The following is a 25,433-nucleotide window of genomic DNA, read 5'->3' on the forward strand; positions in this document are numbered from 1 at the left end:
CCGTAAACATCATCAACACTCGTAGCGAAACACCTCGGACTCACTGTCTCTCAAACCATCCACATAACGGCTCCACACCTCCAGCTCATCCTCGCTGCCAACCACCAGATATCGAATCATCGCATCGTCCCCCATGGCATCCCTCAGCTGGCGGTGGTATACCTCCATTTGCTTGGGGCTCAAATTCCACCCTTCAACAAGGATCACAACACCCATCGCGGCTCCCCTAACGGCATTGATGGCATCACGCTGTAATTGTTCATCCAAGGAACCCAGAACATACCGGGATTCCGGATTGACACGCAAGGACTGCAGCAAAAACGGACGCAATTCTTCCGTGGACATCTCGATGCCACCCACATCCATCACCACCACCCCATCCGCCGGTCCATGCATCACTTCCGTGCGCTCGACTCGCGTCACTTCGCGCCACAACACGCGATGCCCTGCATCCTGAAAATCCATCCGGGCTAAAGACCTCGACTCCATAAAACGGCACCCCCACCACATCAGCATGCGGGGGAGTAACCCCCACAAGGCCAAAACCGTAAATAAAAACAAACTCCAGCTAAGATCAGCCTGCATCCTCGGACTCAGTGACGACAGATCCACTGCCGACTTCGGGTTAAGATCAGGCATATAGCCTAACTGACTAATCGCAATGGTCTCACTGGACACGCCTCCTCCACCCAGCGGCAACGACAATCCCCGCGTCACATACTCCAAACTCTCGGCCCCGAACTGTGGCAGCGTGGTCTCCCAAAAAAAACCGACACGCATAAACCATAAACAGCCAAACAAACCCAGCAACAAACCGAGGTTATAACCAACTCCACCGGCCTGAAGCACCCGGCTTAGTCTCCATGACCACACTTGGCTAGCTCCGCCACCAACTTGCCCTTGGATCGACTTCCACCTGTCCTCGCCCACCGCGCCCTCACACTTACGAACCAACCATGCCATTGCTTTTTGTAAGCCGCCCAAACCTCCAGACCATTTCCGAAACAGGACAAAACCCACCAAGCCGGCAAGCAACACCAACCACTGCGCCCCGAGAGAAACCATCAGAAACACCCAAAGGTTAAACCCTTGGGCCGCCTTTTGATCCAAGCGACCCTCCATCGTGCCCTCGTCAGCCGTCGGTAAGGAAAACTGGTATTCATCATACTGATAATCCGTAATCAACCCTCTCACCAACATGACGCCCAAGACCAACATCACCAAGGCCACGGCCCACTCCACCACCTTCAGTGATGCCACAGTGCCTTTTCCTTCGGATTTCCCCTCTTTATTACGGATCGATTCCAGCATCCACCGCAACCCAGCCCTTCGACGCTCTTTCTCGCTCTGAAAATCTCCTTGTTTTAACTCTCCAACCACCCCCTCACGCCAAGCACTGCGCCAAAGCTCATGCCGGTCCTTCAACCATTCCAAATCCAAGACCTCTGCCAAGGTCCAGCGCGTTTGTGTCGATCCTCGTTTCACTCTCCGTAAACTGAAGTAATTCTAGCGGAAGGACAAACAAATCAACAAATCAAGATATGTAGATTTGTTCTTGATCATTCCGTTTTTCCCCTTACGTTTCCGCCCGAACCACAAACACCGCTGATGTCCGAACCACACATCTCACCTGAATTACGCCCCATTTCCCACCGGCCCGATGCCACCAAATCGCTCACCAGCGCCTTGGAACAACGTATTATGATGCTCGATGGAGCGATGGGAACCACCATCCGTGGCTACGGCCTGAAAGAATCCGATGCCCGGGGAGAACGTTTCAAAGATACAGAAAAAGACCTTCTCAATAATGGCGATATTCTGTCCCTCACCCGACCGGATGTCATTCTGGATATCCACAAACGCTTTCTGAAAGCAGGCTCCGACATCATTGAAACCAATTCCTTTTCCGGAACCGCTATCGCCCAGTCGGAGTTTTTTGTCGAAGACCCCCGCGAATCTGGTAATGGGCGCAAGGACCCGGACTTTTACCAAAAGGTCATCGATGACCCCTTCCTTCAGAATCTCGCATGGGAAATCAACGTCGAGTCGGCCAAACTGGCTCGCAAGGCCTGCGACGAAATGGCAGAAGCCACCGGTATCCCACGCTACGCCGCCGGAGCAATCGGCCCGATGACCGTCGGCTTGAACAACTCCGCCGTCGATCCTGACGACCCCGGGTTCCGGGTGGTGACCTTTGATCAGGTCTATATCGACTACAAACGTCAAATCCGTGCCCTCATTCATGGCGGAGTGGACATCCTTATGGTGGAAACCATTTTCGACGCCCTGAATTCCAAAGCGGCCCTCGTTGCCTGTCAGGATGTCTTCGAGGAAGAAAACATTCACCTCCCGATCATCATTTCAGCAGCTGTCGGCCGCGGCGGCGAAACCATGATCTCCGCCCAAAAGGCCGAGGCCCTCTGGAATGCCGTCGCCCACGTCAAGCCGCTCGCCATCGGTTTGAACTGCTCTCTCGGGCCGGATGAAATGCGCCCCTTCATTGCGGAGCTCAGTCGCGTCGCCGAGTGTTTTGTTTCATGCTACCCGAATGCAGGCATGCCGGATCCGCTTTCACCCACGGGGTTCCCCTTCCTGCCGGATGACATGTACGGACACTTACGCGACTTCGCCAAATCCGGCTTTATCAACCTTTCCGGCGGATGCTGCGGCAACACCCCGGAGCACATCGCCGCCATTGCGCGTGGAGTCAAAGATATTCAACCTCGTAAGCTGCCCGTCATCGAACCCCGGCTCCGCCTCTCCGGAACCGAACCCTACAACCACACCCCGGATAAAAATTTCCTGATGATTGGTGAACGCACCAACGTCGCAGGCTCTCCACGCTTCCGCAGGCTCGTCCAGGAAGGCAAACTCGAAGACGCCCTCGCCGTCGCCCGCCAACAAGTTGACAACGGAGCCCCAGTGATCGACATCTGTTTTGATGACGGTCTGATCGATGGCGTGGAAATGATGACCCGCTACCTCAATCTGGTGCAATCTGAGCCAGACATCACCAAGGTGCCGATTACCGTCGATTCGTCAAAATGGGAAATTTTGTTAGCAGGCCTCAAGTGCCTGCAAGGCAAGGGAATCGTCAACTCAATATCACTCAAGGAAGGTGAAGAGCCATTCAAGCAACAAGCGAAGACCATCATGAAATTCGGAGCAGCCGTCGTGGTGATGGCCTTTGATGAACATGGCCAAGCCGCGACCTATGAGGACAAAGTCCGCATCTGTGAACGAGCCTACCGCATCCTTGTTGATGAAGTTGGCTTCAACCCGGAAGACATCATTTTCGACCCCGCCATCCTGACCGTTGGCACCGGCATCGAGGAACATAACAACTACGCTGTCGATTTTTTCAAAGCCACCCGATGGATCAAAGAAAACCTCCCTGGCGCGAAAGTCTCCGGCGGAGTTTCTAACATTTCCTTTGCCTTCCGAGGAAACAATCCAGTGCGTGAAGCCATGCACTCCGCCTTCCTCTATCACGCAGGCAAAGCCGGCATGGATATGGGCATCGTCAATGCCGGCATGCTGGAGGTTTACGACGACATCAAACCGGACATGCTCCAACACGTCGAAGACGTCCTGCTCAACCGCGACCCGGATGCCACCGAACGATTGCTCGACTTCGCCGAGCAATTCAAAGGCATCAAAAAATCCACTCAAAAAGAAGACCTCGCCTGGCGCAAGGAGCCAGTCGAAAAACGCCTGGAACACGCGTTGCTTAAGGGGATCGACACCTTCATCGAAGAAGATACGGAAGAAGCTCGGCAAAAGTACAAGGTGCCGCTGAAAGTGATCGAAGGCCCACTGATGGACGGCATGGGGGTGGTCGGAGACCTCTTTGGCGCCGGCAAGATGTTCCTTCCCCAAGTGGTCAAGTCCGCCCGCGTGATGAAAAAGTCCGTTGCCTACCTCGACCCGTTTATGCTCGAGGAAAAGGAAATAAAAATCTCGGAATCAGCAGCTGCATTCATGGCCGCCGATGCCGACCTCGACGAGGCAAGTGCACGCGAACAGGCAGAAAAATCCATGACCGCAGGCCGTGTTGTCATGGCGACCGTCAAAGGAGACGTTCACGACATTGGGAAAAATATCGTTGGCGTGGTTCTCGCCTGCAATGGCTTTGAAGTCATCGACCTCGGCGTCATGGTCCCCTGTGAAAAAATCCTCGAAATCGCCAAGCAAAGACACGCCGACATTATTGGACTCTCTGGATTGATCACCCCATCGTTAGATGAGATGGTCCATGTTGCCAAGGAGATGGAGAGACAAGAAATGAATCTTCCAATTTTGTTAGGAGGTGCCACCACCAGTGCTGCCCACACCGCAGTAAAAATCGACCCCCACTATTCCGGGCCGGTGATCCACGTCCTCGATGCCTCCCGCTCCGTCCCCGTGACCACTGCCTTACTCAGTGAGGACCAACGAGATGGCTTCCTTGAGGAAACAAAAGATCGTTACCAAAAGCTACGGGATGGTTTCAACCGCAAAGACAAGGCGAGCGTCAGTCTGCGGGATGCGCAAACCAAGCGTTTCCAACCTCAAACCAAGTGGGCCGATTACACACCACCTCAACCGTCTTTCACTGGCACGCGCACGATCAACGATCAATCACTGCGCGAGCTCTCCGAATATATCGACTGGACGCCCTTCTTCCACGCATGGGAGCTCCGCGGCGTATGGGACCGTGAGGCCAAGGTTCTTAAAACCAAAAATGCAGAGGCTGCGGAAGTTGCCGGCAAACTCTACGAGGATGCTCAAGAGCTGCTCCAAGATATCATCAGCAACAAGCGCTTCAAAGCCAGCGGCATCTACGGTTTTTTTCCAGCCCATGCCGAGGGCGACGACATCATTCTGCCCACCAAGAATGCCACCTTCCACACCCTTCGCCAGCAAACAGACAAGTCCAGCAGCAAGCCGAACTACGCACTCAGTGATTTTATCTCACCCGAGGCTCATGGATCCGACCACATCGGAGCATTTGTTGTGGGCATCCACGGTGCGGACGAATGGGCGGCCGAACTGCGGGACAAACATGAACTCGACTCTGCCATCATGGTCCAAGCCATTGCGGACCGACTCGCCGAAGCCTTTGCCGAGCTGCTGCACCATCGTGCCAGAGTTGATTGGGGATACGAGCGGACTAACGAATTCAATCACAACGAGCTGATCAAGGAGATCTATCAGGGTATCCGCCCGGCTCCCGGTTATCCGGCACAGCCGGATCACACGGAAAAAGAAACGTTGTTCCGATTGCTCAACGCAGCAGAAGAAACCGGTGTGGACCTCACCGAATCCTGCGCCATGCATCCCGGATCAGCTGTTTCAGGTCTGCTATTCTCCCACCCGGAAAGTCGCTACTTTGCCATTACCGACCTGCAAAAAGATCAGGTGGAAAACTACGCCCAACGCAAAGGATGGGATCTGGAAACCTCTGAAAAATGGCTCGGCCCCTGGCTCGGGTATTGATAAAGATCCAGTCAGTTCATTCAGATAAATAGACTTGCCCCCTCAGCAAAGCCATAATAGAGGTCAACTATGTTGCTAAAAGATCAGGTCATTGTCGTCACCGGTGGATCAGAGGGCATTGGCTGGGAGTGCTCCCAGGCTTATGCCAAAGCGGGAGCCAAAGTCGTTATCCTCGCCCGTTCGAATGACAAAATCAAAACGGCGGTGGATGCCATAGGACCGGATCACCATGGTATTGCCTGCGACGTATCAAATGAAAATGATGTCTCGGCATCCATGCAGTCGATTATGGCTAAATATGGACGAATCAATGCCATCCACAATAACGCAGGGATAGGATCGCCGGCAAAGCCTCTGCACGAAACCTCCCTCGATGAATGGCAGAACCTGATGAACATCAATCTGAAAAGCATCTACCTAACCACGCGCTATGGTTTTGAATTTCTAAAACAATCCAAAGGCTGCATCCTCAATACCTCATCACTCGTAGGCGTCATGGGGCAAGCCGATCATGCGGCCTACACTGGCACCAAAGGAGGCGTCAATACCTTGACGAAGTCCATGGCTCTTGACTATGCACCATACGGCATCCGAGTGAATGCGGTCTGCCCTGCGGGCACATGGACCCCCATGCTTAGAAAATGGTGCTCGGAACAAGAAAACGCCGCTTCGATTGAACAATACCTGGACGACATCCACCCTCTTGGCAATTGCCCAGAAGGTGACGTCATAGCGGACCCTTGCGTATTCCTCCTATCAAAAATGGCCCGCTTCATTACAGGCCACATCCTTCATGTTGGAGGAGGTGCCGAGATTGGCTATAGAAGGTAATCCTCTTCCCAGTTCCCTATGAAACTGGCACTCGCACTACGCCGCTCCACAGCTCTACGCTTTCCTGTAGAACTGGGCATTCACGATTATTTAAGGGATCACTCTGAGATCGATGTCGTTAGCGTCAATGGAACCTCCTCCCTATCCTGGAAAGACGCCTTAAGCTGCGATCCCGATGCCCTGATCGGTTTCTTGCATCAACCGGAGCATGTCCAGCAACTCACAAACATGAATATCCCCTCGGTATGCATCAACAGCATATTCGATCATCAACATGTTTCATGCGTCAGATCCGATGCCTATGCAGTGGGAGTGATGGCCGCAAACCATTTTTTAAATCTTCAATGTGAAGATTACACCTTCATCAGCGACGTCCCTAATCATCACTATTCAGAACGACGTCAGGCAGGCTTTAATGACACCCTCAAAACCCACGGCATTCGAGCGAATTGCATTAGCTCAAATTCGTTAGACCCTGCCGTATTGTGGCTGAAAAAGAAACTTGCGGACAAAACAAGATCCGCTGTCTTCTGTGTCAATGACCTTACCGCAAGAGCTCTACTCAACCTCCTGGAACCTCGCCACCCTGATTTGGAAGATCACCTGATCCTCCTTGGTGTCGATAACGATCCTTTCTACTACGACAACGGTGCCGTCATTTTCTCCAGCATCGATGTAAACCATCGCCAGGTCGGGTATCAAGCCGCCCAACTCGTTCACCAGCAATATCGGGAGAAAACCTCACCACCAAGGTGTATTGAAATTCCGCCACTCCAATTGGTCAACAGATACCGCCAGGCTCAACGACTTCAGAGTCGCCACCCTGCAGTCTCACAAGCACTGCAAATAATAGCATCAGAGTATGCGTCCCCTGACCTCACCCCCGAAACACTAGCAGCAAAATGCGCTATCAGCGTCAGATCTCTCAACCGATCTCTAAAAACCCACGATTACCCACCACTCTCCAGGTGCATTCTAAATGCACGAATGAGAGCCGCAAAAGAACTTATTGAACGATCAAACCTGACACTGGAACAAGTAGCGTTCACCGTAGGTTATAGAGAATACACCACCTTCTTCCGAGCCTTCAAAAAACATGAAGGCCTTGCCCCCTCGAGCTACCATGAGAGCCCTTGAAGCTCAAACCACAACCCAAACGTCCCAATTTGCAATGTTCAGCAGATGACTTCGGTGTAATAATAGCATTATTCATTACCCACCGTCCCTGTGATTAAGAGCATTCAAACAAACGACACGCGTTTCGACATCGGAGATCAAGCGGGATCCGACGCCATCCACAAGAACCCGCAATACTCCTACGCCGTCACCCTGCTCAAGGACAATTCGGGCCACACGGGTTCCGGCTTGGCCTTCACCTTGGGTGAGGGAAACGACTTGGTCTGCCGCGGTGCTGAATTTTTAGCGAGCTCGCTCCAAGGCCGTGACATCGAAGATTTGATGGCCAACTTCGGGGAAGTTCAGAGAAAGCTGGCTGACGAACAACAGTTTCGTTGGCTCGGCCCGCATAAAGGAGTGGCCCACCTCGCCCTTTCCTCGGTCACCAACGCCTGCTGGGATCTCTGGGCAAAAACACGGGGCGTCCCACTTTGGAAACTTCTTCTCGACCTATCCCCCGAAGAACTCGTCAACACCATCGACTTTTCCTACCTCGAAGACGAACTCACCAAGGAACAGGCACTCAAGATCATCACAGACCATCAAGCTACCCGCAAACAACGAGAAGGCATCCTGCATCAAGGGTACCCAGGCTATGACACCTCGATCGGCTGGTTTAATTACAGTGATGAGCAAATCAAAGAAAACGTCAAAAAGTCCGTCGATGCCGGATTCACGGCGATGAAACTTAAAGTGGGGTCATCAAACATGGATGCCGACCTGAAACGTACGGAAATTGTCCGGTCAGGGGCAGGCCGTCTCGCGACGCTCATGGTCGACGCCAACCAACAATGGACCCTATCCCGAGCATTGGAATTTGGTGAACGAGCCAAAGATTATAACTTGTTCTGGATTGAGGAGCCTACCCACCCCGATGACATTCTCGGCCACGCGACCCTTGCCAAAGCCTACGCACCACACACCAAGGTTGCCGCAGGTGAACACGTCCCGAATCGCATTATTTTCAAAAATTACTTCCAGGCCAAGGCCTTCGGCTATTGCCAGGCTGATGCTGTCCGGGTCGCCGGAATTAGTGAGTTTTTGGCAATCAGCCTCATGGCACGCCAACGCAATATCCCTGTTGTGCCACACGTTGGTGATATGGGGCAAATCCACCAACACCTTGTCCTTTTTAATCATATCGGCTTGGGTCACGAGGCCTTATTACTCGAGCATATCCCTCACCTGAGCGAACATTTCATTCACCCGTGCCAAGTCTCGGGTGGCGTATATCATACACCTCAAGAACCCGGCATGTCATCCGATTTAAAATAGCCATAGAACCCATGGCGAGCTACTAACCATCAAACCACCGATACCGATGCATCGACTAACGAGAATATTTTTCCTCCTCTTTCTCAGCAACCTGACACTCCCAGCCCAAGACAAAATCTGGTTCGACAAACCAGCAACGAACTGGGAAACCCACGCCCTACCTATCGGCAATGGATCCCTTGGAGCCATGCTCTACGGTGGGACTCAGGAAATGGTCATCCATTTCAACCAAGACTCGCTCTGGGAAGGCAATGCCGACGACACTGGCTGGTATCAATCTTTTGGCCACCTTACATTCAAATTCGACAAGCAAATTCCCACATACCAGAAATACCAACGAGAGTTGGACATTTCCACCGCCACTCACCACCTCAGCTATACCGCAGGCGGCACGACATACCAGCGCACCGCATTCTCCTCCACGCCCAAGGGAGCCATCATACTCCAAGCCTCAGCTGACAAGCCTGCTCAATACTCGGGCACCATCTCACTTATTGACGACCACGGGACCCAAGCCAACGTGATCGGAAACGACACCATCCAATTCCAAGGTTCATTAAAAAACGGCATGCGCTACGCAGCCAAGGTCAAGGTCATCAACCATGGTGGAACTCTTACAAACAAAGGAAACCAACTCCACGTCACAAACGCCAACAGCCTGCAATTTATCCTTATTGCAAACACGGACTACATCCCAGATCACACAAAAAAATGGAAAGGCGAAGATCCGCTCATCAGCATCAATCAGCGAATCAAAACCATAGCCAACGCCGATTTTTTGACCCTTAAAAAACAGCATATCGACGACTACCAACAGTTTTATAAGCGCGTCGCCATCGATCTCGGAACCAGTGATCAAAGCCTCAATAAACTCAACACCGAAGCCCGTCTGCTTCGTTTCTGGAAAGATCGTAACGACCCCGACTTAGAAGAACTCATCTTCAATTACGGCCGCTATCTCCTTATCTCATCCTCGCGCCCGGGCACCCTACCAGCCAACCTACAAGGGATCTGGAACCAGTCCAACAAGCCACCATGGAGATGTGACTACCACTCGGACATCAACGTAGATATGAACTACTGGCTGGCTGAGACAACGAACCTCTCCGAGCTTCGTCAACCGTTCTTCAACTACGTCCTAAGCCAACTCCCGGTCTCCAAGATCAACACCAAAAAGAAATTTGGATTCGACGGCTACGCCATTCAATATGAAAATGGAATCCATGGTGGAGGATCCTACCGCTGGAATCATTCCGGGGCATCCTGGTTTGCCCAACAATTCTGGGACCACTACAGCTTCACGCTCGATAAAAAATTCCTCAAAACTCAAGCGCTCCCAGTATTCCGAAGCGTCTGTGAATTCTGGGAACATTGGCTGATTGAAAAAGACGGACAACTCATCGCCCCCAATGGATGGTCGGCAGAACATGGCCCCACCGAAGATGGGGTGACCTATGATCAACAATTTGCGTGGGACGCCTTCACCAATTACATTGATGCTTGCAAAATCCTCGGCAATGAAACGGCACACACACAGAAGATCATTAAGCTCCGGGAAAAACTCATGCCTCTCAAAATTGGCAAATGGGGGCAACTCCAAGAATGGCTATTAGTCGACAGGGACAAAAAACAAGAGAAACACCGCCACCTGTCCCACCTCATTGGATTTTACCCGGGAAGACAAATCAACAGCAACACACCTAACCTTCTCGAAGCAGCCAAGATCTCACTCAATGCCCGTGGTGACAAAGGGGCTGGCTGGGCCCTACCATGGAAAGCTGCGGCGTGGGCACGCTTCGGCGATGGCAACCGTGCACATAAGCTTCTGGTCAATAAACTCAACCCGATCCTCACGACTCCAGGGAGAATCCGTAGTGGCATTGATGGAACATCACCCAATCTGTTTACCATCGTCTGGGGGGTCATCCAAATTGATGGCTCCCTCGGGTATCCAGCAGCCGTTGCTGAAATGCTTCTTCAGAGCAACGAAGCCGGCAAAGTCCACCTCCTCCCAGCTCTCCCCGATGCATGGAAAAACGGATCAGTCAAAGGCTTCAAAGCCAGAGGAGGCCACAGCATCGACATCACCTGGAAAGATGGCAAACTGACTCATGCGGTTATTAAAACAGGCCAGTCCCGCGTTCCCACCGTCCTGGTCCAAGGCAAGCCGATCAAAGCAACAGACCCGCGTATCAACATCCAATAACGCCTCCGGCTAAACCATACTCGAAGATACCGTGACTTCATATCTTTCTCACCTCACTGCAGCAACGTCACCTAGTGGAAGCAAGGTCGCCACTCTGGATGTCGTCATCATCATCGTTTACCTCTTAGGAATCGTTGGTATCGGTCTCTATGCAGGCACCGTGATGAAAAAGAAAAAGGCGAAAGCGGGTGCGGGGGAAAGCCGTGACTACTTCCTTGCCGGAGGCACTCTGAAGTGGCCCATGATTGGCTTGGCCCTTTTTGCCACCAACATCTCTTGTGTCCATCTCGTATCCCTGGCTCAGTCCGGGTTCGACACAGGTCTGCTGAATGGCAATTTTGAATGGATGGCAGCCTTTACGCTTATCCTGCTCTCTCTTTTCTTTGCTCCTTTCTATATTAAATCAAAGGTTGCCACCTTGCCTGACTTTCTTGAAAAGCGATACAACCGATCCTGCCGGGACATGCTCGCCGTTTTTTCGCTGGTTTCTGCCGTCATCGTCCATATTGGCTTTTCCTTTCTAACGGGAGGCATCGTGCTACACGATATCTTTGGTGTGAATATTTATGTTGCCATCATTGCCATCGCCATCCTCACGGCCATTTATACAATCGTCGGTGGGCTGCTCGCCGTCGTTCTCACAGAAACCATCGAAACAATCGTCCTGATTATCGGAGCCACCATCATTTCCTACATCGCCTATCAAAAAATGGGAGGATGGAGTGCCATGACGGAAGTATTGAATACACCTAACGCCTTGGGCGAAACTGAAAGCCACCGACTCTCGATGCTGCGCCCTGCTGACGACCCCGATGGTATGCCGTGGTTTGCCATATTACTCGGCTACCCCGTGCTGGGCATCTGGTATTGGTGTGCGGATCAAACCATCGTCCAGCGTGTTCTCGGGGCCAAGGATGAAAACCACGCCCGCGTCGGCCCTCTTTTTGCCGGGATTGTGAAGATCATCCCGGTCTTTATCTTTGTGCTTCCCGGACTGCTGGCTTTCACGATGTTTAAGACGGGAAAATTGGATATGAGCGATAACATTAAACCTGACGTCGTTGATATCAGGGTCGCCTATGCCAACCAAACATTGACAATAGACGAGGCAAGCTATGATTCGCTCAAAGCATCCGGCGTGCTCAGTCATGCGCCTCAACGGCACCTCACTATTGATCTCAAAGCGGCAGAAAAACAAAACCTACTCGACCCTGCAACCATCGCGGCAGCCCGTGAACACGGAGAGCCAGTCTATGAAACCAAAGGCATCTACACCGCGATGATTACCCAGCTTTTACCTGATGGTTTAAAAGGCGTCATCATTGCCGCGCTGATCGCCGCGCTCATGTCAACCGTATCAGGAGCACTCAACTCGATCTCCACACTCACTGCCTATGATTTGTTTAAACGCTTCAAACCTGAAACCCCGGATCACCAGCTGGTTACCATTGGGCGGATTGCAGCGGCCGCCGCCCTCGTCATCGCCATCGGGCTTGTTCCATTGTTACTCAAGGCCCCGAGTATCTTTAATGCCCTCAACTCAATCATTGCTCACATTGCAGCCCCCGTTACCTGTGTCTTCCTTCTGGGTGTTTTTTGGAAAAAAGCCAATGCCACTTCAGCCCAATGGACAATGATCATCGGGGCGATTGCAGGCATCACCACCTACTCATGCAATGCGTCATCATACATTACCGGAGGCTTTATGATGATGGCATTTTATCTCTTTGTCTTTTGTGTTGTTGTCCAAGTCACCATCACGCTGGTTTCGGGCCAGAGCGTCCCGGAATCGAGTGCCAAACTATGCTGGGACTCACCATTTGACCCGGTCCGCCAACCAGGATGGCGTGGCATCGGAAACTATAAGTTTCTCGCGATCCTTCTCCTTGTCATCATGGTCATCCTCTACATCGTTTTTCAATAAACCTAGCCGATTGCTTTCATTACCAACCGCACTTATGAAGAAGAAACTCCACATCCCCGCGCTTGTTCTATTGTTACCACTTCTCGCCCATGCTCAGACAGGGCATCTGAAGCCGTCGTCACAACCGAATGCATACCAAAAACAAATGATCAACCGGTCCTATGGTATGTTCATTCACTTTGGTATCAATACCTACTCAGGCAAAGAGTGGACCGATGGCACGCTGAGCCCGGACATCTATCAACCTGAGAAACTCGACACCGACCAATGGGCAAAAACAGCCAAAGATGCCGGCATGACCTACGTCATCCTCGTCACTAAACACCATGAAGGGTTTTGCCTCTGGGATTCGAAACACACGACCTATGATGTGGCTTCAAGCTCGGTCAAAACGGATGTCGTCAAGTCCATGGCCGCATCCTGTAAGAAATATGGGCTCAACCTTGGACTCTACTACTCCCTGTGGGACAGAAACTGGGGCAATGGCGTCATGCGAAGTAATAGAGCCACACTAACACCCCAACAAAGTGACGACTACGTTACCTACATGAATAGCCAACTCACGGAACTCCTCACCCGATACGGTGAAGTCTGCGAACTTTGGTTCGATGGCGGATGGGTGCTACCAAGAGAGCAGTGGCAAACAGACCGTATCTATAAGCATGTCAAAAAACTACAACCTAACTGCCTTGTTGGAGTAAACTGGAGCATTGGTAAACATTCGAACCCTGACCACCACGCCGTCAGGCCACCGGCTTACCGCTTAGGCCAACCTCAACGCTACGCTGGCGACTTCCGCTTGGGCGACCCCATGCTTCCTGTGTTTCCGGACCCAAAACTCTATTCCAACGCCAAGGGACAACTTGTTTACATGCCTTTTGAAGCCACCATCACCATCAACAAACACTGGTTTTGGCACCCATACGACAAAGGTCTACTCAGTGTGGAAAAGCTCATCCCTCTCTACGAACGCTGCACGGCTCAAGACAATGTACTCACCCTCAACTCTCCACCGAATAGAGACGGACTCATGGAGCAACGGAATATTGACCGACTTAAAGAACTTGCCTCAGCACTTGGAGCCAAATCAAGCCAAAGAATCCCGCACAACCTAGCAGAAGGCGCACAGGTCTATGCCACCTCTACCTGGACGAAAGATCCTACCGACCATTCAGCCATATGTGCCACGGATGGAAACCCCTCAACCCGCTGGGCAGCAGCAGACTCACCATGTAAGTTCTTTCTCCAATGGGGGAATGCCCAGACGATCAACTTCCTGCGCATTCGTGAATATACAAACCGTGTGGAAAAATTTACGGTCTCCGCCATGATGAACGGTAATTGGAAAACCATCGTAACGGGAACAGAGATCGGCCCGAATAAACTTATCCCGTTCCCCGAAACCACGACGACCAACCTCAAAATTTCATTTGACCAATGCAAGGATGCTCCCAGCTTCTACTTTATTGGCGCAGGAAAAAACTAACTCTTCATCTCACCAGCTTAATGATGCGAACGCTCTTTATCATCGTCTCCCTTCTCACCTCGTTCAAAATTACGGCGAATCCCGGGCAATTTGATATGCCCACCCGGCAGGGAGAGTGCTCACGCACTGCTTACTTTGCCTACATCAAAGCCGGTTCTGTTGACGCCCTCAAAAAACACATCACCCCAAAAGCTGACCATATCAAGGCACTGGAAAAACACGGCATAAGCAACGTTTCATTTTGGCTCGATCAGATCGGCGAGAAAACCATTGTAATTTGTTATCACCGTATTGCCAATCAGCACCCGGACAAGGCATGGACCGCTGCCATGGCCGACCCAGATTTACATCCATGGATGAAAGCCTGTAACTCCTATCTGGTAAAGAAAGATGAGCAACCCGCATGGGAGCGCATGGAAACGCTTTGCCTCATTACCCGCAAAGAGGCGATGCATGATAAGGAAGGAAATCCTCTCCCTCTCGTTTCTCGCCATATGGCGGCCACCATTTTGAAACCAGAAAAGGAAATGGATTACCGCCTTCTTCACCAGAATATGTGGCAGGGGGTTTCAGAGACCATAGGAGCTTGTAAAATTCCGGTCTTTGATCTTTTTCTCACAGAAATTGATGGTCAGCTCATCGAGATCTATTATTTTGACTACGTAGGCAGTGATCTCGATGCTTCATTCAAAAAGATGGCGGCCGACCCGATCACCCGCCGATGGTGGAAGCTGACTGATCCATGTCAATCACCACTGCCGGGAGCACCTGAGGGAAATAACTGGCGCGATTGCAATCCCATGTAAGTCACGTTTTTTACATACCGAACCTTATCACCATGTCAAACACACCGATCAAAGGAATCTACGTTCCCAACATCACCCCTTACCACCCCGATGGCACACTCAACGAGGGAGAGCTTCGGAACATTGTCTCCTGGCTCATTGACAAGGGAGTATCCGGCATTTTCCCGAATGGAAGTCTCGGCGAGTTCATCCGCCTTAGCTTTGAGGAGCGGAAAAAGGTCATCAGCATTATTGCGGATGAAGTGGATGGCCGCGTTCCGATTCTTGCCGGAGCCGCCGAGCCCAACACTGACTTAGTCCTGGAGATGTGCCACCACTGTGCCGACCTCGGCTGCCGCGCCGTCTCGATCACGGGCCCTTATTATTTCAAACCCAGTCAGGAAAGTATCGAAGCCTATTTTCAAGATCTCGCCGAACGCTCCCCCATCGATATCGTCGTTTACAACATCCCCACACTGGCATCTGAGATCAGTGTCCCAGTGCTCACCCGCCTGGCCCTCAATTACCCACGCATTGTCGGCACCAAAGACAGCAGTGCTGACATGTGCCGCTTCCTCCATGTCATGAACGCCATCAAACCGACACGCCCCGATTTCAGCGTCATGGTTGGCTGGGAAGAACTGCTTGTTCCCACCATGATGATGGGAGGCGACGGAGGCACGGTCTCCACCGCAGGTGTAGCTCCTGAGGTGATGATGAAGATCTACCATGACTGTGTTGCTGGTAACTGGGAACAAGCCAAAGACTACCAATACAAACTTCTGGAACTTTTCCAGACGATGTTAACTGCCAAAAACTTCCCCACGGGGTTCCGGCTTGGATACGAAGCCCGCGGGTTTACTCCGGGCGGCGTAAGATTTCCAAACGCCCCCAGTGAGGTCAATGATCTCACGGCCATCAAAGATAAGATCTCCTGTTTACTTGGGGACTGTGGACTCGGCGATTTACCTCATTCCTGTAGTATCCCCAACTTCGAAGCCCAGGCTACGTACAACCCGGTCTCTATGGCCCAATCGACGCAAACCAGTGGAGTGAGCAGAAATGACGTGGAAGACATCGTTCGCAAAGTGATGAGGAACCTCAACATTTAAGATTTTACGTTCATGCCCACCAAATCTAACCCGTCTCTAGGCTTCATCGAGGTCAGGCACCTGTCGATCGCCGCCATCGTTGCCGACACCGTCACCAAGTCCGCCAGCGTCAACCTGTTAGGGCTCGAGCCTGCAGGCACAGAACTCACACTGATCCGCATTAGCGCGAAAAGCCCGGCGGAAATCAAAGCCGCGCTTGAGGCCGCAGAAAACGAAGCGGCCCGACTTGGCAGTGAAGCCACCACCACCATGCTGCCCAAACCCGACAGCAATATCCCCAAACTCAACGAAGGAAAAATGATCATCAACGGCCTCTATGGAGGTCGTGAAGAACTTAAACCCAACGACTACCAACCGAATAAATTCGAATCCAACACCACCATGTCAAAAAAACAAAAAGCCATAGGCATCCTTGAAACCCAGGGGCTTACCGCCAGCCTCGCAGCCAGTGACGCAATGTTCAAAGCGGCTGATGTCAGCCTTGTCGGCAAAGAAAAAATCGGAGCCGCTTACGTCACGATTGTGATCGAAGGTGACGTCGCCGCGGTCAATGCAGCAATAGAGACGGGAGCTGAAGCTATCGGGCAACTGGGCACTCTGATCGCCGCCCACGTCATTGCAAGGCCACACGATGACCTCATTGCCCTACTACCAGGCTAAATCATTCCCTGAATGCCCTAGACATAGGGCAGGGCATCCGCCTTGGCTTCGATTCCCTCACGGTGGTCGAGCAGCTCCTGAATGGGGTCCCAGCGGGCAGAAAGCAATGCCTCTCTAGCGGAATCAGGCATCGTAATATCAAAGGACTGCTCGCCATATTGAACCTGCATGGCCTCAAGGTCGATATTCACTTCCGTCTTGGGCTCCAATTCAATCGCAGCACTCAAGGATTCGATATTTTCTTTTGTGGCGCACACACAGGGCATCCCGATTCCAGTGGAGTTACCGAAGAAAATCTCAGCAAAACTCTCGGCAATCACGGCGCGAAATCCACAACGGTAAATCGACTGCGGTGCGTGCTCACGAGATGAGCCACAACCAAAGTTTGGCCCGGCAAGCATGATCGTTGCCCCGGCAAAACGAGGGTCGTCGATCGGGTGATTCAATGAGTTCCCCTCAGCGTCAAAGCGAATGTCATAAAACATGCCTTCTGCCAGGTCGTCAAAGGTAACACACTTCAAAAATCGAGCCGGAATGATACGGTCGGTATCGATGTCGGCACCTGGAACGAATACCGCCGTGCCGGAAACTTGGGAAATGGATGGAAGTGACATAATGAATAATCGTTGATGGTTTTATTGCACAGGTTCAATACGATAACCCGCTTGTTTCAAATAGTGTCTGACGTTTTTTTCTCCTAAATAATGAGCCGAGCCAGCGGCAAAAAATTGGACCTTCTCTGGATGCTTTTCGAGAGATGCCGCAATCACCTTGGCCATCCCGCGGTTACGCTTGAACAAAAAGGCTTCGTTCACGCGCGCCCGTAAGTCGTCATCGATTTCATCCCCCATCAACATGCCCTCTTTCAGCTTTGCCGCGAGCTGCTCGATGTCTCCCACCAGATAAGCATTGAATAATTCCTCGTAGGATCGACGGTTTTCCTTCCGGGCCTTGGCCACCTCATCAATCGTCACCTTGAGGATCGTTTTTTGTTCCTGAACCGTCAATCCGTCCATCCCTCCGATCTGCTGCTGAGGAGTTTCCAGGGCAAAGCACCCTTTACCCTTGGCTTTTGCCCGCTCCCAAAGCTGCACATCAAGCGCCTTGCCTCCTTTCAGCTGGTCGCCAAGCTGGGGTAACATCACAGCCACGGCCCACACTTTAAAGGCATCAAACGGCTTCACATCGAGAAGCGGGCTGATGGCTTTGATTTCGACTTCTAACCGCCGGTACAGGTCCTCCCCGAGGATGTCCTTGAGTGAGCGCCCATCACCCCGCATCAACATTTTCACCATGCCTACCATGTTGGCAGGCGACATATCCACCTCGGCATAAAAACGGTCGGACTTCTGGAACGCCTTTTCCGCCAGAGGATGCAAACTTGTCACGCGGGAATCGGACAAATGAATCGTGCCAAATAAATAGCTCGGCGTCTTCAACCCCTTGCCTTCGATCTTCCACAGCATCGGCTTCACCGGATGCTTGATCTTCTCGAGGTCCGGTTGTTCGGCAAGCGAAGCCATCACGCCTCCTAGCCACATCACCCCAACGGTGAGAATCAACGACAGTTTCTTTCTATGTTTCATCATGGGGTGCTTTTTTGATTTATGATTCGGAGACGGTAAACACCTCACGGGCATCTGCTATCTTACCCGTGACGGCAGCGGCAGCCACCATCAAGGGGCTCATCAGAACGGTTCGGCCAATCGGGCTCCCTTGGCGACCTTTGAAGTTCCGGTTCGACGATGACGCACATAACTGGTCTCCGATCAATTTGTCCGGGTTCATTGCCAGGCACATCGAACAACCGGCAGCTCGCCACTCAAACCCGGCATCGGTAAAGATCTGGTCAATGCCCTCTTTTTCACAAAGTGTCGCCGTGATCTGGGAGCCGGGCACCGCAATCGCCTTCACGCCATCAGCCACCTTGTGACCTTTTAAATAAGCTGCGACCTCTCGAAAATCGGAGATTCGGCCATTGGTACAGGACCCGATAAAGGCGACATCAACGTCCACCCCCTTGATGGGCGTCCCTGCAGGCAGCTTCATATATTCCAAAGCTTCCTCAATCACTGATTTTTCAACTTCATCTTTCGCCTGATCAGGATCCGGGATGGACTCTGAAATGGAAACCCCGTGGTCAGGAGAAATCCCCCAAGTCACGGTTGGTGCGATATCCGCGGCATCAATATTCACCACGTCCTCGTATTCGGCATCTGAATCAGAGGCATAGGAAGCCCATCGTTCCTTGGCCGCATCCCAACCCTCACCCTTCGGCGTGTAAGGGCGCCCTTCAAGATAATCGTAGGTCGTTTGATCCGGGTTGACGTATCCACAGCGGGCACCACCTTCAATCGACATGTTACATACCGTCATACGTTCCTCCATCGTAAAGGAGTCAAACACCGATCCTCCGTATTCGTAGGCGTAACCAATCCCTCCATTCGCACCCAGCAAGCGGATAATGTGCAAGGCCACATCCTTGGCATACACTCCCGGGCGAAGCTTCCCTTCGACGTTGATCCGCCGAACATTGAGCTTCTCCATGGCCACCGTCTGGGTGGCAAGAACATCACGAACCTGCGAGGTTCCAATACCAAACGCAATCGCACCAAAGGCACCGTGGGTCGCCGTGTGCGAATCCCCGCATACAATGGTCGAGCCTGGCTGGGTGATCCCCTGCTCGGGGCCGACAATATGCACGATCCCCTGCATCCCGGAAGAAAGGTCAAAGTACTTGATCCCAAATTCCTGCACATTCTTGCGCAGTTCCGTGATCATGGCATCCGCCAAAGGATCGGCAAATGGCTGCTGCTGGTTGTCCGTAGGCACGATGTGATCCACCGTGGCAAAGGTCCGATGAGGGTATTTGACGGACAGACCGAGGTCCCGGAGCATACCGAATGCCTGCGGGCTGGTCACCTCATGAATCAAATGCGTGCCGATAAAAAGCTGGGTTCTTCCGTCCGCCAAGGTTCCCACAGCGTGTTCATCCCATACTTTTTGATATAAATTCTTACCCATAATGAATTGAAAATGATCGTTCTGCGGCATCGCCGCCTGCGCGGAGACTCATAGCGCAATTTTTAAAAATGGCAAAGCTGGATTCCCTTAATCCTCATACTTCAAGCCTGATTTGAGGATCATCCCAAGAAATCTCCCATCAGGAACGTTCCTACCACTGTGAAAATTCTGCTGATCCTCGTGGCATTCACCGCCATCTACAGCTGCCGCAAGGCTCCTGCACCTATCCCCTCACCCGCGCTAGCATCCGTCTATCTCACACTCCCGGAGTTCCCTGTGGCAGCCCATGCTCCAGACATCACAAAACAGCAATCTGAGTTCATTGAAGCCCAACTGACCACAAAAGGCTGGAGTATTCATGGCAATCCAGCCTCGACAGATGAAATGCTCCTCGAAGATCAAATAAAGAAACAAAAAGACCTCATCCACACCCATGGATATCATGCCCACCTGCTGATCGAAGCTCCAAGCGACTCCCCATTTGGTCAAATAAGGAACATCATTCGCTCTGCAGCTAGAGCAGGCGTATCCACTGTCCTTTTTTGCTGCAAAGCAACAAAACACGCACCCAATCAAATCCGTTCCTCACTCCGTCTGGACTTGCCTTGCGCGTGCCATTTTTCCAATAGCAACACCAGCGCACCAACCCTCATCAAAATCGACAATAGTGAGCTTATTCAAATAAAAACCACATCCAGAGAGCAGTCCATTCACCAAGAAACCCACAGCAGAGATCTCCCTGAACTCCGCCTCATTATGAAACAATACATCAAAGAGAATCATCAAAAGGGAAACCAAGCCAACACCCAAATCCTGGCAACAAAACATACGCCATACCAGCGTGTGATCGACGTCCTCGATCTACTCCACCACCTGGATATCCAACATATTGATTTCGTCGATTACTTTGACGAGACTCCCGAGCCCATTCAAAACGCGCAACCAAAAAGACGCCTCCCCCCACCTCTACCAAGGCCTCCTCAATAGGCTATCCTATCCTTCCGTGATTTCCGAGTCTTCCGTGGTCCTCCGACCTCTTACTCCAGACTCGTATGATCTGCGGTTTCAAAATGCCCGAGCGGTTTCACCAGATTGGAGGGCAGAGGAAACTGCCGTTCCTGAATCCCCGGCGCCAGCTCAGGTTGGCTCTCATATCCCATACGCATCATTTCAAACTTGGCATCCAGGTTATCGACATAGTGTAATACCATCGCCTCCGGCGTTCTGGGCAAGGTGGGAGAGCCCCACTCATGGGTCCCGTGATGACTGGCGATCAAATGCAACAAATGCAGGTGCACATCCTCACTCTTCGGATTCAGTTCGTCCCACAACTCGGCTTCGTCTTCCTGCATCATTTCACGCCAAATCGCATTCGCTGTTTCAATCCCAAGCGGAATATGCCCTAACATTTCACCGTGAAGATGATATGGCTGGGTAAAGCCCACCTCAGGGTAAGAGTTTTCCCACATTTTTCCACAATCGTGAAACAAGACCCCCGCCGTTAACAAGTCCCTATTCAAATCAGGGTACACAGCACAGAGAGCCTGAGCAGAACGCATCATCTGAGCCACGTGCTCAACCAGCCCCCCTCTCCTCGCGTGATGGTTTTTCCGCGCCGCTGCGGTGCGCCGAAACCGGTCACCATACCGATCAATAAAATCGGCACATACCCGCTTCAACCGGGGGTCGCCAATCCCCCCACACATATCCAAAATCGATTGCCAATCCGCGTCCTGCCTCACTTTGGTTTCGGCATCCCCAGCCAAAAAGGCCTGCCCCTCCTCCTCATTGAGCAAGCGCATGTCCCATTTACCTGAATCGATCCCATACTGGCTCTGAGTCCACTCACCGCTGAGCCGTAACAACACACCATCGTCCAATTCCTGCAAGGCCTTGAATTGCGGCAAATTTTCCCACACCTTGAGTTTCATCTGCCCGGTTGCATCGACAAGCACCATTTCATAGTATGGCTTCCCAGACCGGGTTTCCCGCTCGGACTTCCGTTCTAACTGGACATCAAAACTAGCAGACAAAGGCTCGGCAGATGTCTGCTTTTGCAATTGGAAAATCGTCAGGTGAACCATAGCAGCAGCCTAATTTATTCACGAAACGAAACAAGCATCGATTCCTCCTGTTTGCATCTCACAAACATGATGGCCGCAACAGCGCGGCGAACCAAGAAATGGCACACGCAGAACATGCCCTGCTTTTCCATTGTTTTCGACGATTTTTTGCGCTAAAACTGACAACAAATGAAAAGGCACACATCCATCCGGACACTTATCCTCGCTGGGATTCTTGGAATCCACGCCCCAAGCGCACTGGCTGAGCTTCACACCTTCACCAACACCGAAGGCAAAACCATCCAAGCCGAAATCACCGAAGTCTCGTCAGGGAAGGTCAAACTCAAATTGAGTAATGGCAAAAACTACACCGTCCCATTCGCCAAACTTTCCGAAGCCGACCAAACTTACATCAAGGAATGGCACGAAAAAAACAAGGGCATGCCAAAACCCAGCCACTTTCGACTGGAGATCGACAGAAAAAGCTCCCGAGTAAGGGAAGACAAAGATAAAAGCAAAAATAGCAACACCCGCACCTCCAAACGCAACATCAGCTATTCCTTTGAACTTTCCTACAGCAAGACCCCTCCGGTCGAAGACGTCAGCGTCAGTTACCGAATCATCAAACGCAGCACCTACCGCGGTGACGATGCCGGAGAGCCTGAGTTCAAAGCCATTACCGGAGAGGAACATATCGACACACTCGATTCCAAAACGCCGGCAGAATGGCAAAGCAAGGAAGTCCTCTGCGAAGACTCATCCACCAAAAGTAAAACCAGCAGCAAAAGTAAAAAAGAAACGGTGCTCGGCATGCTCGCCGTTGTTTCTGTCGGAGATAAGGAACTCTTCAGACAATACGAACCACCCAACTTTGAAAAAGAGCTTAAAGAGTTAGAGGAAGAACACCCGGAACTCAAGCCCAAAGCAAAAAAGGAAACCAAAGCTCCCAAGAAAAAAAAGAAGGCCAAGGGAAACAATAAGGAGAAAGAAGAAAACAATAAAGACGAGAAAAAAGACGACCCCAAGAAATAAGAAAAAACGCCGACCGGAAACCAATCCGGACGACGTTTGAAACATGTAGTCAAGCGTCTTTCCTAACGGGTAATCACCCCGATTTCGGCAGCCGAGCTGTGCGGCTTGTTCTCGATGGAATGCACCCCGGTAAATCTCAAATAACGCACCCGGGGAAAGACTCTCTTGAAGCGAATCTCCCGCTGCGTCGGATCATTCTCGATATTATCGAAGCGACCATCCGAAGCGATCAACCACTTCTTCCCATCCCGGCTCAGCTCCACCTTGTATTGGTCAAGCACCCCACCACGTGAGTTTTTCCGAGGTAAATAGGTGAACCCTTTCAGGTCCAACTCTTCAACAAAATCAATGGTCAGGCTGTGCGGGTGAGGATCTTCTCCACCACTCCATTTGGAATGCCAGAGCGTACTGGGATCACCATCAATCGCCTTATCCGCGCCTTCCCCACTTTGAGGGTTCTGACTGGAAACATGATGAATTTTCCATTTGGCCTTGGAAAGGTCATAGCGGGCTGTCACGACCTCACTCTTCTCCTCACCCCGGACAGCGAGCACGTTCACGACACCGCCCTCCGGCAAGGCAAAAGGCTTTTTGTATACCGTGGATGAAGCTGTTGGTTGGGATCCATCCAAGGTGTAATGCAAGGATCCGCTCCCCTTGATCGTGACCATCCCATCCTGACTACGGCTCAGCGATGGAGACTTCAGCGGAGCCAAATCATGGTGAACTGACACATGGCTGAGCTTTGCCTCCAAGCGTTTCTGCAAAATGCGAACCCGAATCTTGTCCGTCTTCACATCTGAAAAACGCAGGATTTTTTTATAACCAATGGTGGTCCCTTTCGCGACTTCCTTCCAGGCGCCGTCAACCCAAGCATCCACCGCATGCTCTTCCACCCGCTGCCCTTGCGTTTTCACGGGCTCCATCAACATCACACGGTTGATTACGGTTGATTGATCAAGCTGATAGACGCCTTCTCCCCCGGGCTTCAAGCCTGCGGCTGTTTTTCCATAGGTTGCCCGGATTCTTTTCCCAGCTCCGAGCAGAGCCTTCACATCACGCTCCGCAAATCGCCCCTCACGGTTCGGTGGCACATTCAAAAGAAACACACCATTCCCCCCGACCGTCCGCTCATAGATATCGTAGACATCCTCCGCCGATCGCACGTGCTGTTTTTCATCCCGCCAGAACCATCCGTGACGAATAGAGGTATCCACCTCATTCACCCACCAGTGCACAAAGCCGGCACCCTTCAAGTGTTGGCGAGAACCCAGGTCTCCGCCACGCGCATCCGTCCACGCCCAATCTTCATACTTCCCCTTGATGGCCACGGGTGACCACTCACTCTGACGAGTCCCACCGTGTTCGTTGCCACACCAACGGACATCGGGTCCTTTGATGGCAATACAAGCATCGGGAGCCAAAGTGCGAATCAACTCCACCCAGGCTTCCCTAACATACTTCTGCCCCCCTTTTCGCTTCGGATGCGCACCATCAAACCAAACCTCATGAATCTCACCGTATTCGGTGAGTAGTTCATAGAGCTGGTTCAATACGTAACGGTTGTAATCATCCACTTTATATTGAAACGTAGGTTTTCCTGCTGGAATTTTACGACCTTTCATCGGATTGCTCTGAAAACTGGCCGGATCCGTAGGAATTATAGTGTCCTGATACTTACTCAGGTTTCCATATAACCCTTCTTTGCTTTCGATCTGATAGAGATCAGCCGGCGAAAGATACACCCCTAACTTCAAGCCATACTTTTTACAGGCATCCGAGAGGAGGCGAAGCACATCGCCCTTACCATCTTCCCAAGGAGAAGCCTTAACGGAAAACGTATCATTGTAGCGCGTCTGCCAGGTGCAATAGCCATCGTGATGCTTCACCGTGATCATCATCATCTTCATCCCGGCCTCCTTGGCCACCCGACACCACTGGTCGGCATCCACTTGCTTTGGGTTAAACACCTTGGGATCTTCCTCGCCATTCCCCCATTCAACTCCGGTAAAAGTGTTCGGCCCAAAGTGAATAAAACAAGTATACTCCAATTCCGTGTAGAGGCTTTGCCTCTTGGTCGGCAAACATTTCGTAGCCTTGGCCACGCGTAGATTCAAACTATCACCAGCATCAAACAATATCGTTTGACCTGGCTTGGTCGCTTCCAGTTTTTTAATTTCTTCTGGTGTCAGTTGCTGAGCAAATGCCGGGAATGCCAGCAGCAAGGTCAGCGGGGTTAATAGACGCTTCATATACATGTTTTGTTGTGTGTGTTCTTGTGTGTGTTGTTTTTACCATCCGATGATCACGCTATACGCGTTCATCTGGTCGAAAAATACAACAAAGGGCATGTCACCTCAAGACACACCCTTTGCTGAAAT

The 25,433-nt window shown here is 51.7% G+C and carries 18 protein-coding genes; 12 read left to right on the top strand and 6 right to left on the bottom strand.

The window, feature by feature from the left end; all coding sequences use genetic code 11:
• Positions 1-12 precede the first annotated feature (12 nt).
• Entirely contained in the window at positions 13-1,485 is a 1,473-nt protein-coding gene (locus HW115_RS20085) for a DUF2868 domain-containing protein (RefSeq protein ID WP_178932897.1), read from the bottom strand.
• 123 nt (positions 1,486-1,608) lie between these two features.
• On the opposite strand from HW115_RS20085, the gene metH reads away from it, so the two are divergent.
• From metH to HW115_RS20090, 10 genes are all read left to right on the top strand, one after another.
• Positions 1,609-5,478: a methionine synthase gene (metH, locus tag HW115_RS11175; RefSeq protein ID WP_178932899.1), complete on the top strand. Its 3,870-nt coding sequence runs from the start codon at positions 1,609-1,611 to the stop codon at positions 5,476-5,478.
• A 69-nt stretch (positions 5,479-5,547) separates the two neighbouring features.
• Positions 5,548-6,309: an SDR family NAD(P)-dependent oxidoreductase gene (locus HW115_RS11180; RefSeq protein ID WP_178932901.1), complete on the top strand. Its 762-nt coding sequence runs from the start codon at positions 5,548-5,550 to the stop codon at positions 6,307-6,309.
• Positions 6,310-6,327: 18 nt separating this feature from the next.
• Entirely contained in the window at positions 6,328-7,446 is a 1,119-nt protein-coding gene (locus HW115_RS11185; RefSeq protein ID WP_178932903.1) for an AraC family transcriptional regulator, read from the top strand.
• A 90-nt stretch (positions 7,447-7,536) separates the two neighbouring features.
• A complete protein-coding gene (locus tag HW115_RS11190) occupies positions 7,537-8,760 on the top strand; it encodes an enolase C-terminal domain-like protein (RefSeq protein ID WP_178932905.1) in 1,224 nt (407 codons plus the stop codon).
• Between the two features lie 46 nt (positions 8,761-8,806).
• Positions 8,807-10,966, top strand: coding sequence for a glycoside hydrolase family 95 protein (locus HW115_RS11195; protein ID WP_178932907.1), 2,160 nt, complete (start codon positions 8,807-8,809; stop codon positions 10,964-10,966).
• A gap of 31 nt (positions 10,967-10,997) precedes the next feature.
• Entirely contained in the window at positions 10,998-12,890 is a 1,893-nt protein-coding gene (locus tag HW115_RS11200; protein ID WP_178932909.1) for a sodium:solute symporter family transporter, read from the top strand.
• Between the two features lie 34 nt (positions 12,891-12,924).
• Positions 12,925-14,376, top strand: a complete 1,452-nt coding sequence (locus tag HW115_RS11205; protein ID WP_178932911.1) for an alpha-L-fucosidase — start codon at positions 12,925-12,927, stop codon at positions 14,374-14,376.
• A 20-nt stretch (positions 14,377-14,396) separates the two neighbouring features.
• A complete protein-coding gene (locus HW115_RS19800; protein WP_227021443.1) occupies positions 14,397-15,182 on the top strand; it encodes an L-rhamnose mutarotase in 786 nt (261 codons plus the stop codon).
• Positions 15,183-15,214: 32 nt separating this feature from the next.
• Positions 15,215-16,273 (top strand): dihydrodipicolinate synthase family protein, encoded by a 1,059-nt coding sequence (locus HW115_RS11215; protein WP_178932913.1) that lies wholly within the window; start codon positions 15,215-15,217, stop codon positions 16,271-16,273.
• Between the two features lie 12 nt (positions 16,274-16,285).
• On the top strand, positions 16,286-16,933 hold the full coding sequence (locus HW115_RS20090) for a BMC-T shell protein (protein WP_178932915.1): 648 nt from the start codon (positions 16,286-16,288) through the stop codon (positions 16,931-16,933).
• 17 nt (positions 16,934-16,950) lie between these two features.
• Here HW115_RS20090 and leuD read toward each other — a convergent pair whose 3' ends face one another.
• From leuD to leuC, 3 genes are read right to left on the bottom strand one after another with little or no spacing between them, the layout of a single operon-like run.
• Entirely contained in the window at positions 16,951-17,547 is a 597-nt protein-coding gene (leuD, locus tag HW115_RS11225) for a 3-isopropylmalate dehydratase small subunit (RefSeq protein WP_178932917.1), read from the bottom strand.
• A gap of 21 nt (positions 17,548-17,568) precedes the next feature.
• Positions 17,569-18,522, bottom strand: a complete 954-nt coding sequence (locus tag HW115_RS11230; RefSeq protein WP_178932919.1) for a TraB/GumN family protein — start codon at positions 18,520-18,522, stop codon at positions 17,569-17,571.
• A 16-nt stretch (positions 18,523-18,538) separates the two neighbouring features.
• A complete protein-coding gene (gene leuC / locus HW115_RS11235; RefSeq protein ID WP_178932921.1) occupies positions 18,539-19,957 on the bottom strand; it encodes a 3-isopropylmalate dehydratase large subunit in 1,419 nt (472 codons plus the stop codon).
• Between the two features lie 159 nt (positions 19,958-20,116).
• Here leuC and HW115_RS11240 point away from each other — a divergent pair, with 159 nt between their 5' ends.
• A complete protein-coding gene (locus tag HW115_RS11240) occupies positions 20,117-20,944 on the top strand; it encodes an ExbD/TolR family protein (RefSeq protein WP_178932923.1) in 828 nt (275 codons plus the stop codon).
• A gap of 50 nt (positions 20,945-20,994) precedes the next feature.
• Here the strand turns inward: HW115_RS11240 and HW115_RS11245 are convergent, their stop codons facing one another.
• Positions 20,995-22,041: a 3'-5' exoribonuclease YhaM family protein gene (locus HW115_RS11245; protein ID WP_178932925.1), complete on the bottom strand. Its 1,047-nt coding sequence runs from the start codon at positions 22,039-22,041 to the stop codon at positions 20,995-20,997.
• A 168-nt stretch (positions 22,042-22,209) separates the two neighbouring features.
• On the opposite strand from HW115_RS11245, the gene HW115_RS11250 reads away from it, so the two are divergent.
• Complete coding sequence (locus HW115_RS11250) at positions 22,210-23,052, top strand: SHD1 domain-containing protein (protein ID WP_178932927.1); 843 nt, start codon at positions 22,210-22,212, stop codon at positions 23,050-23,052.
• Between the two features lie 62 nt (positions 23,053-23,114).
• Here the strand turns inward: HW115_RS11250 and HW115_RS11255 are convergent, their stop codons facing one another.
• Positions 23,115-25,304 carry an alpha-L-fucosidase gene (locus HW115_RS11255; protein ID WP_178932929.1) on the bottom strand — a complete coding sequence of 730 codons (2,190 nt, stop codon included), beginning with the start codon at positions 25,302-25,304 and terminating at the stop codon, positions 23,115-23,117.
• Between the last annotated feature and the right edge of the window lie 129 nt (positions 25,305-25,433).

This window comes from Oceaniferula marina, from assembly GCF_013391475.1.
Lineage (GTDB): Bacteria > Verrucomicrobiota > Verrucomicrobiia > Verrucomicrobiales > Akkermansiaceae > Oceaniferula > Oceaniferula marina.

Excerpts from the sequence above, each read along its gene's own strand:
- HW115_RS11245 (WP_178932925.1), bottom strand. The coding sequence starts at position 22,041 with ATGGTTCACCTGACGATTTTCCAATTGCAAAAGCAGACATCTGCCGAG.
- HW115_RS11250 (WP_178932927.1), top strand. The coding sequence starts at position 22,210 with ATGAAAAGGCACACATCCATCCGGACACTTATCCTCGCTGGGATTCTT.
- metH (WP_178932899.1), top strand. The coding sequence starts at position 1,609 with ATGTCCGAACCACACATCTCACCTGAATTACGCCCCATTTCCCACCGG.
- HW115_RS11255 (WP_178932929.1), bottom strand. The coding sequence starts at position 25,304 with ATGAAGCGTCTATTAACCCCGCTGACCTTGCTGCTGGCATTCCCGGCA.
- leuD (WP_178932917.1), bottom strand. The coding sequence starts at position 17,547 with ATGTCACTTCCATCCATTTCCCAAGTTTCCGGCACGGCGGTATTCGTT.
- HW115_RS11215 (WP_178932913.1), top strand. The coding sequence starts at position 15,215 with ATGTCAAACACACCGATCAAAGGAATCTACGTTCCCAACATCACCCCT.
- HW115_RS20090 (WP_178932915.1), top strand. The coding sequence starts at position 16,286 with ATGCCCACCAAATCTAACCCGTCTCTAGGCTTCATCGAGGTCAGGCAC.
- HW115_RS19800 (WP_227021443.1), top strand. The coding sequence starts at position 14,397 with ATGATGCGAACGCTCTTTATCATCGTCTCCCTTCTCACCTCGTTCAAA.
- HW115_RS11185 (WP_178932903.1), top strand. The coding sequence starts at position 6,328 with ATGAAACTGGCACTCGCACTACGCCGCTCCACAGCTCTACGCTTTCCT.
- HW115_RS11230 (WP_178932919.1), bottom strand. The coding sequence starts at position 18,522 with ATGATGAAACATAGAAAGAAACTGTCGTTGATTCTCACCGTTGGGGTG.
- HW115_RS11205 (WP_178932911.1), top strand. The coding sequence starts at position 12,925 with ATGAAGAAGAAACTCCACATCCCCGCGCTTGTTCTATTGTTACCACTT.
- leuC (WP_178932921.1), bottom strand. The coding sequence starts at position 19,957 with ATGGGTAAGAATTTATATCAAAAAGTATGGGATGAACACGCTGTGGGA.
- HW115_RS11195 (WP_178932907.1), top strand. The coding sequence starts at position 8,807 with ATGCATCGACTAACGAGAATATTTTTCCTCCTCTTTCTCAGCAACCTG.
- HW115_RS11180 (WP_178932901.1), top strand. The coding sequence starts at position 5,548 with ATGTTGCTAAAAGATCAGGTCATTGTCGTCACCGGTGGATCAGAGGGC.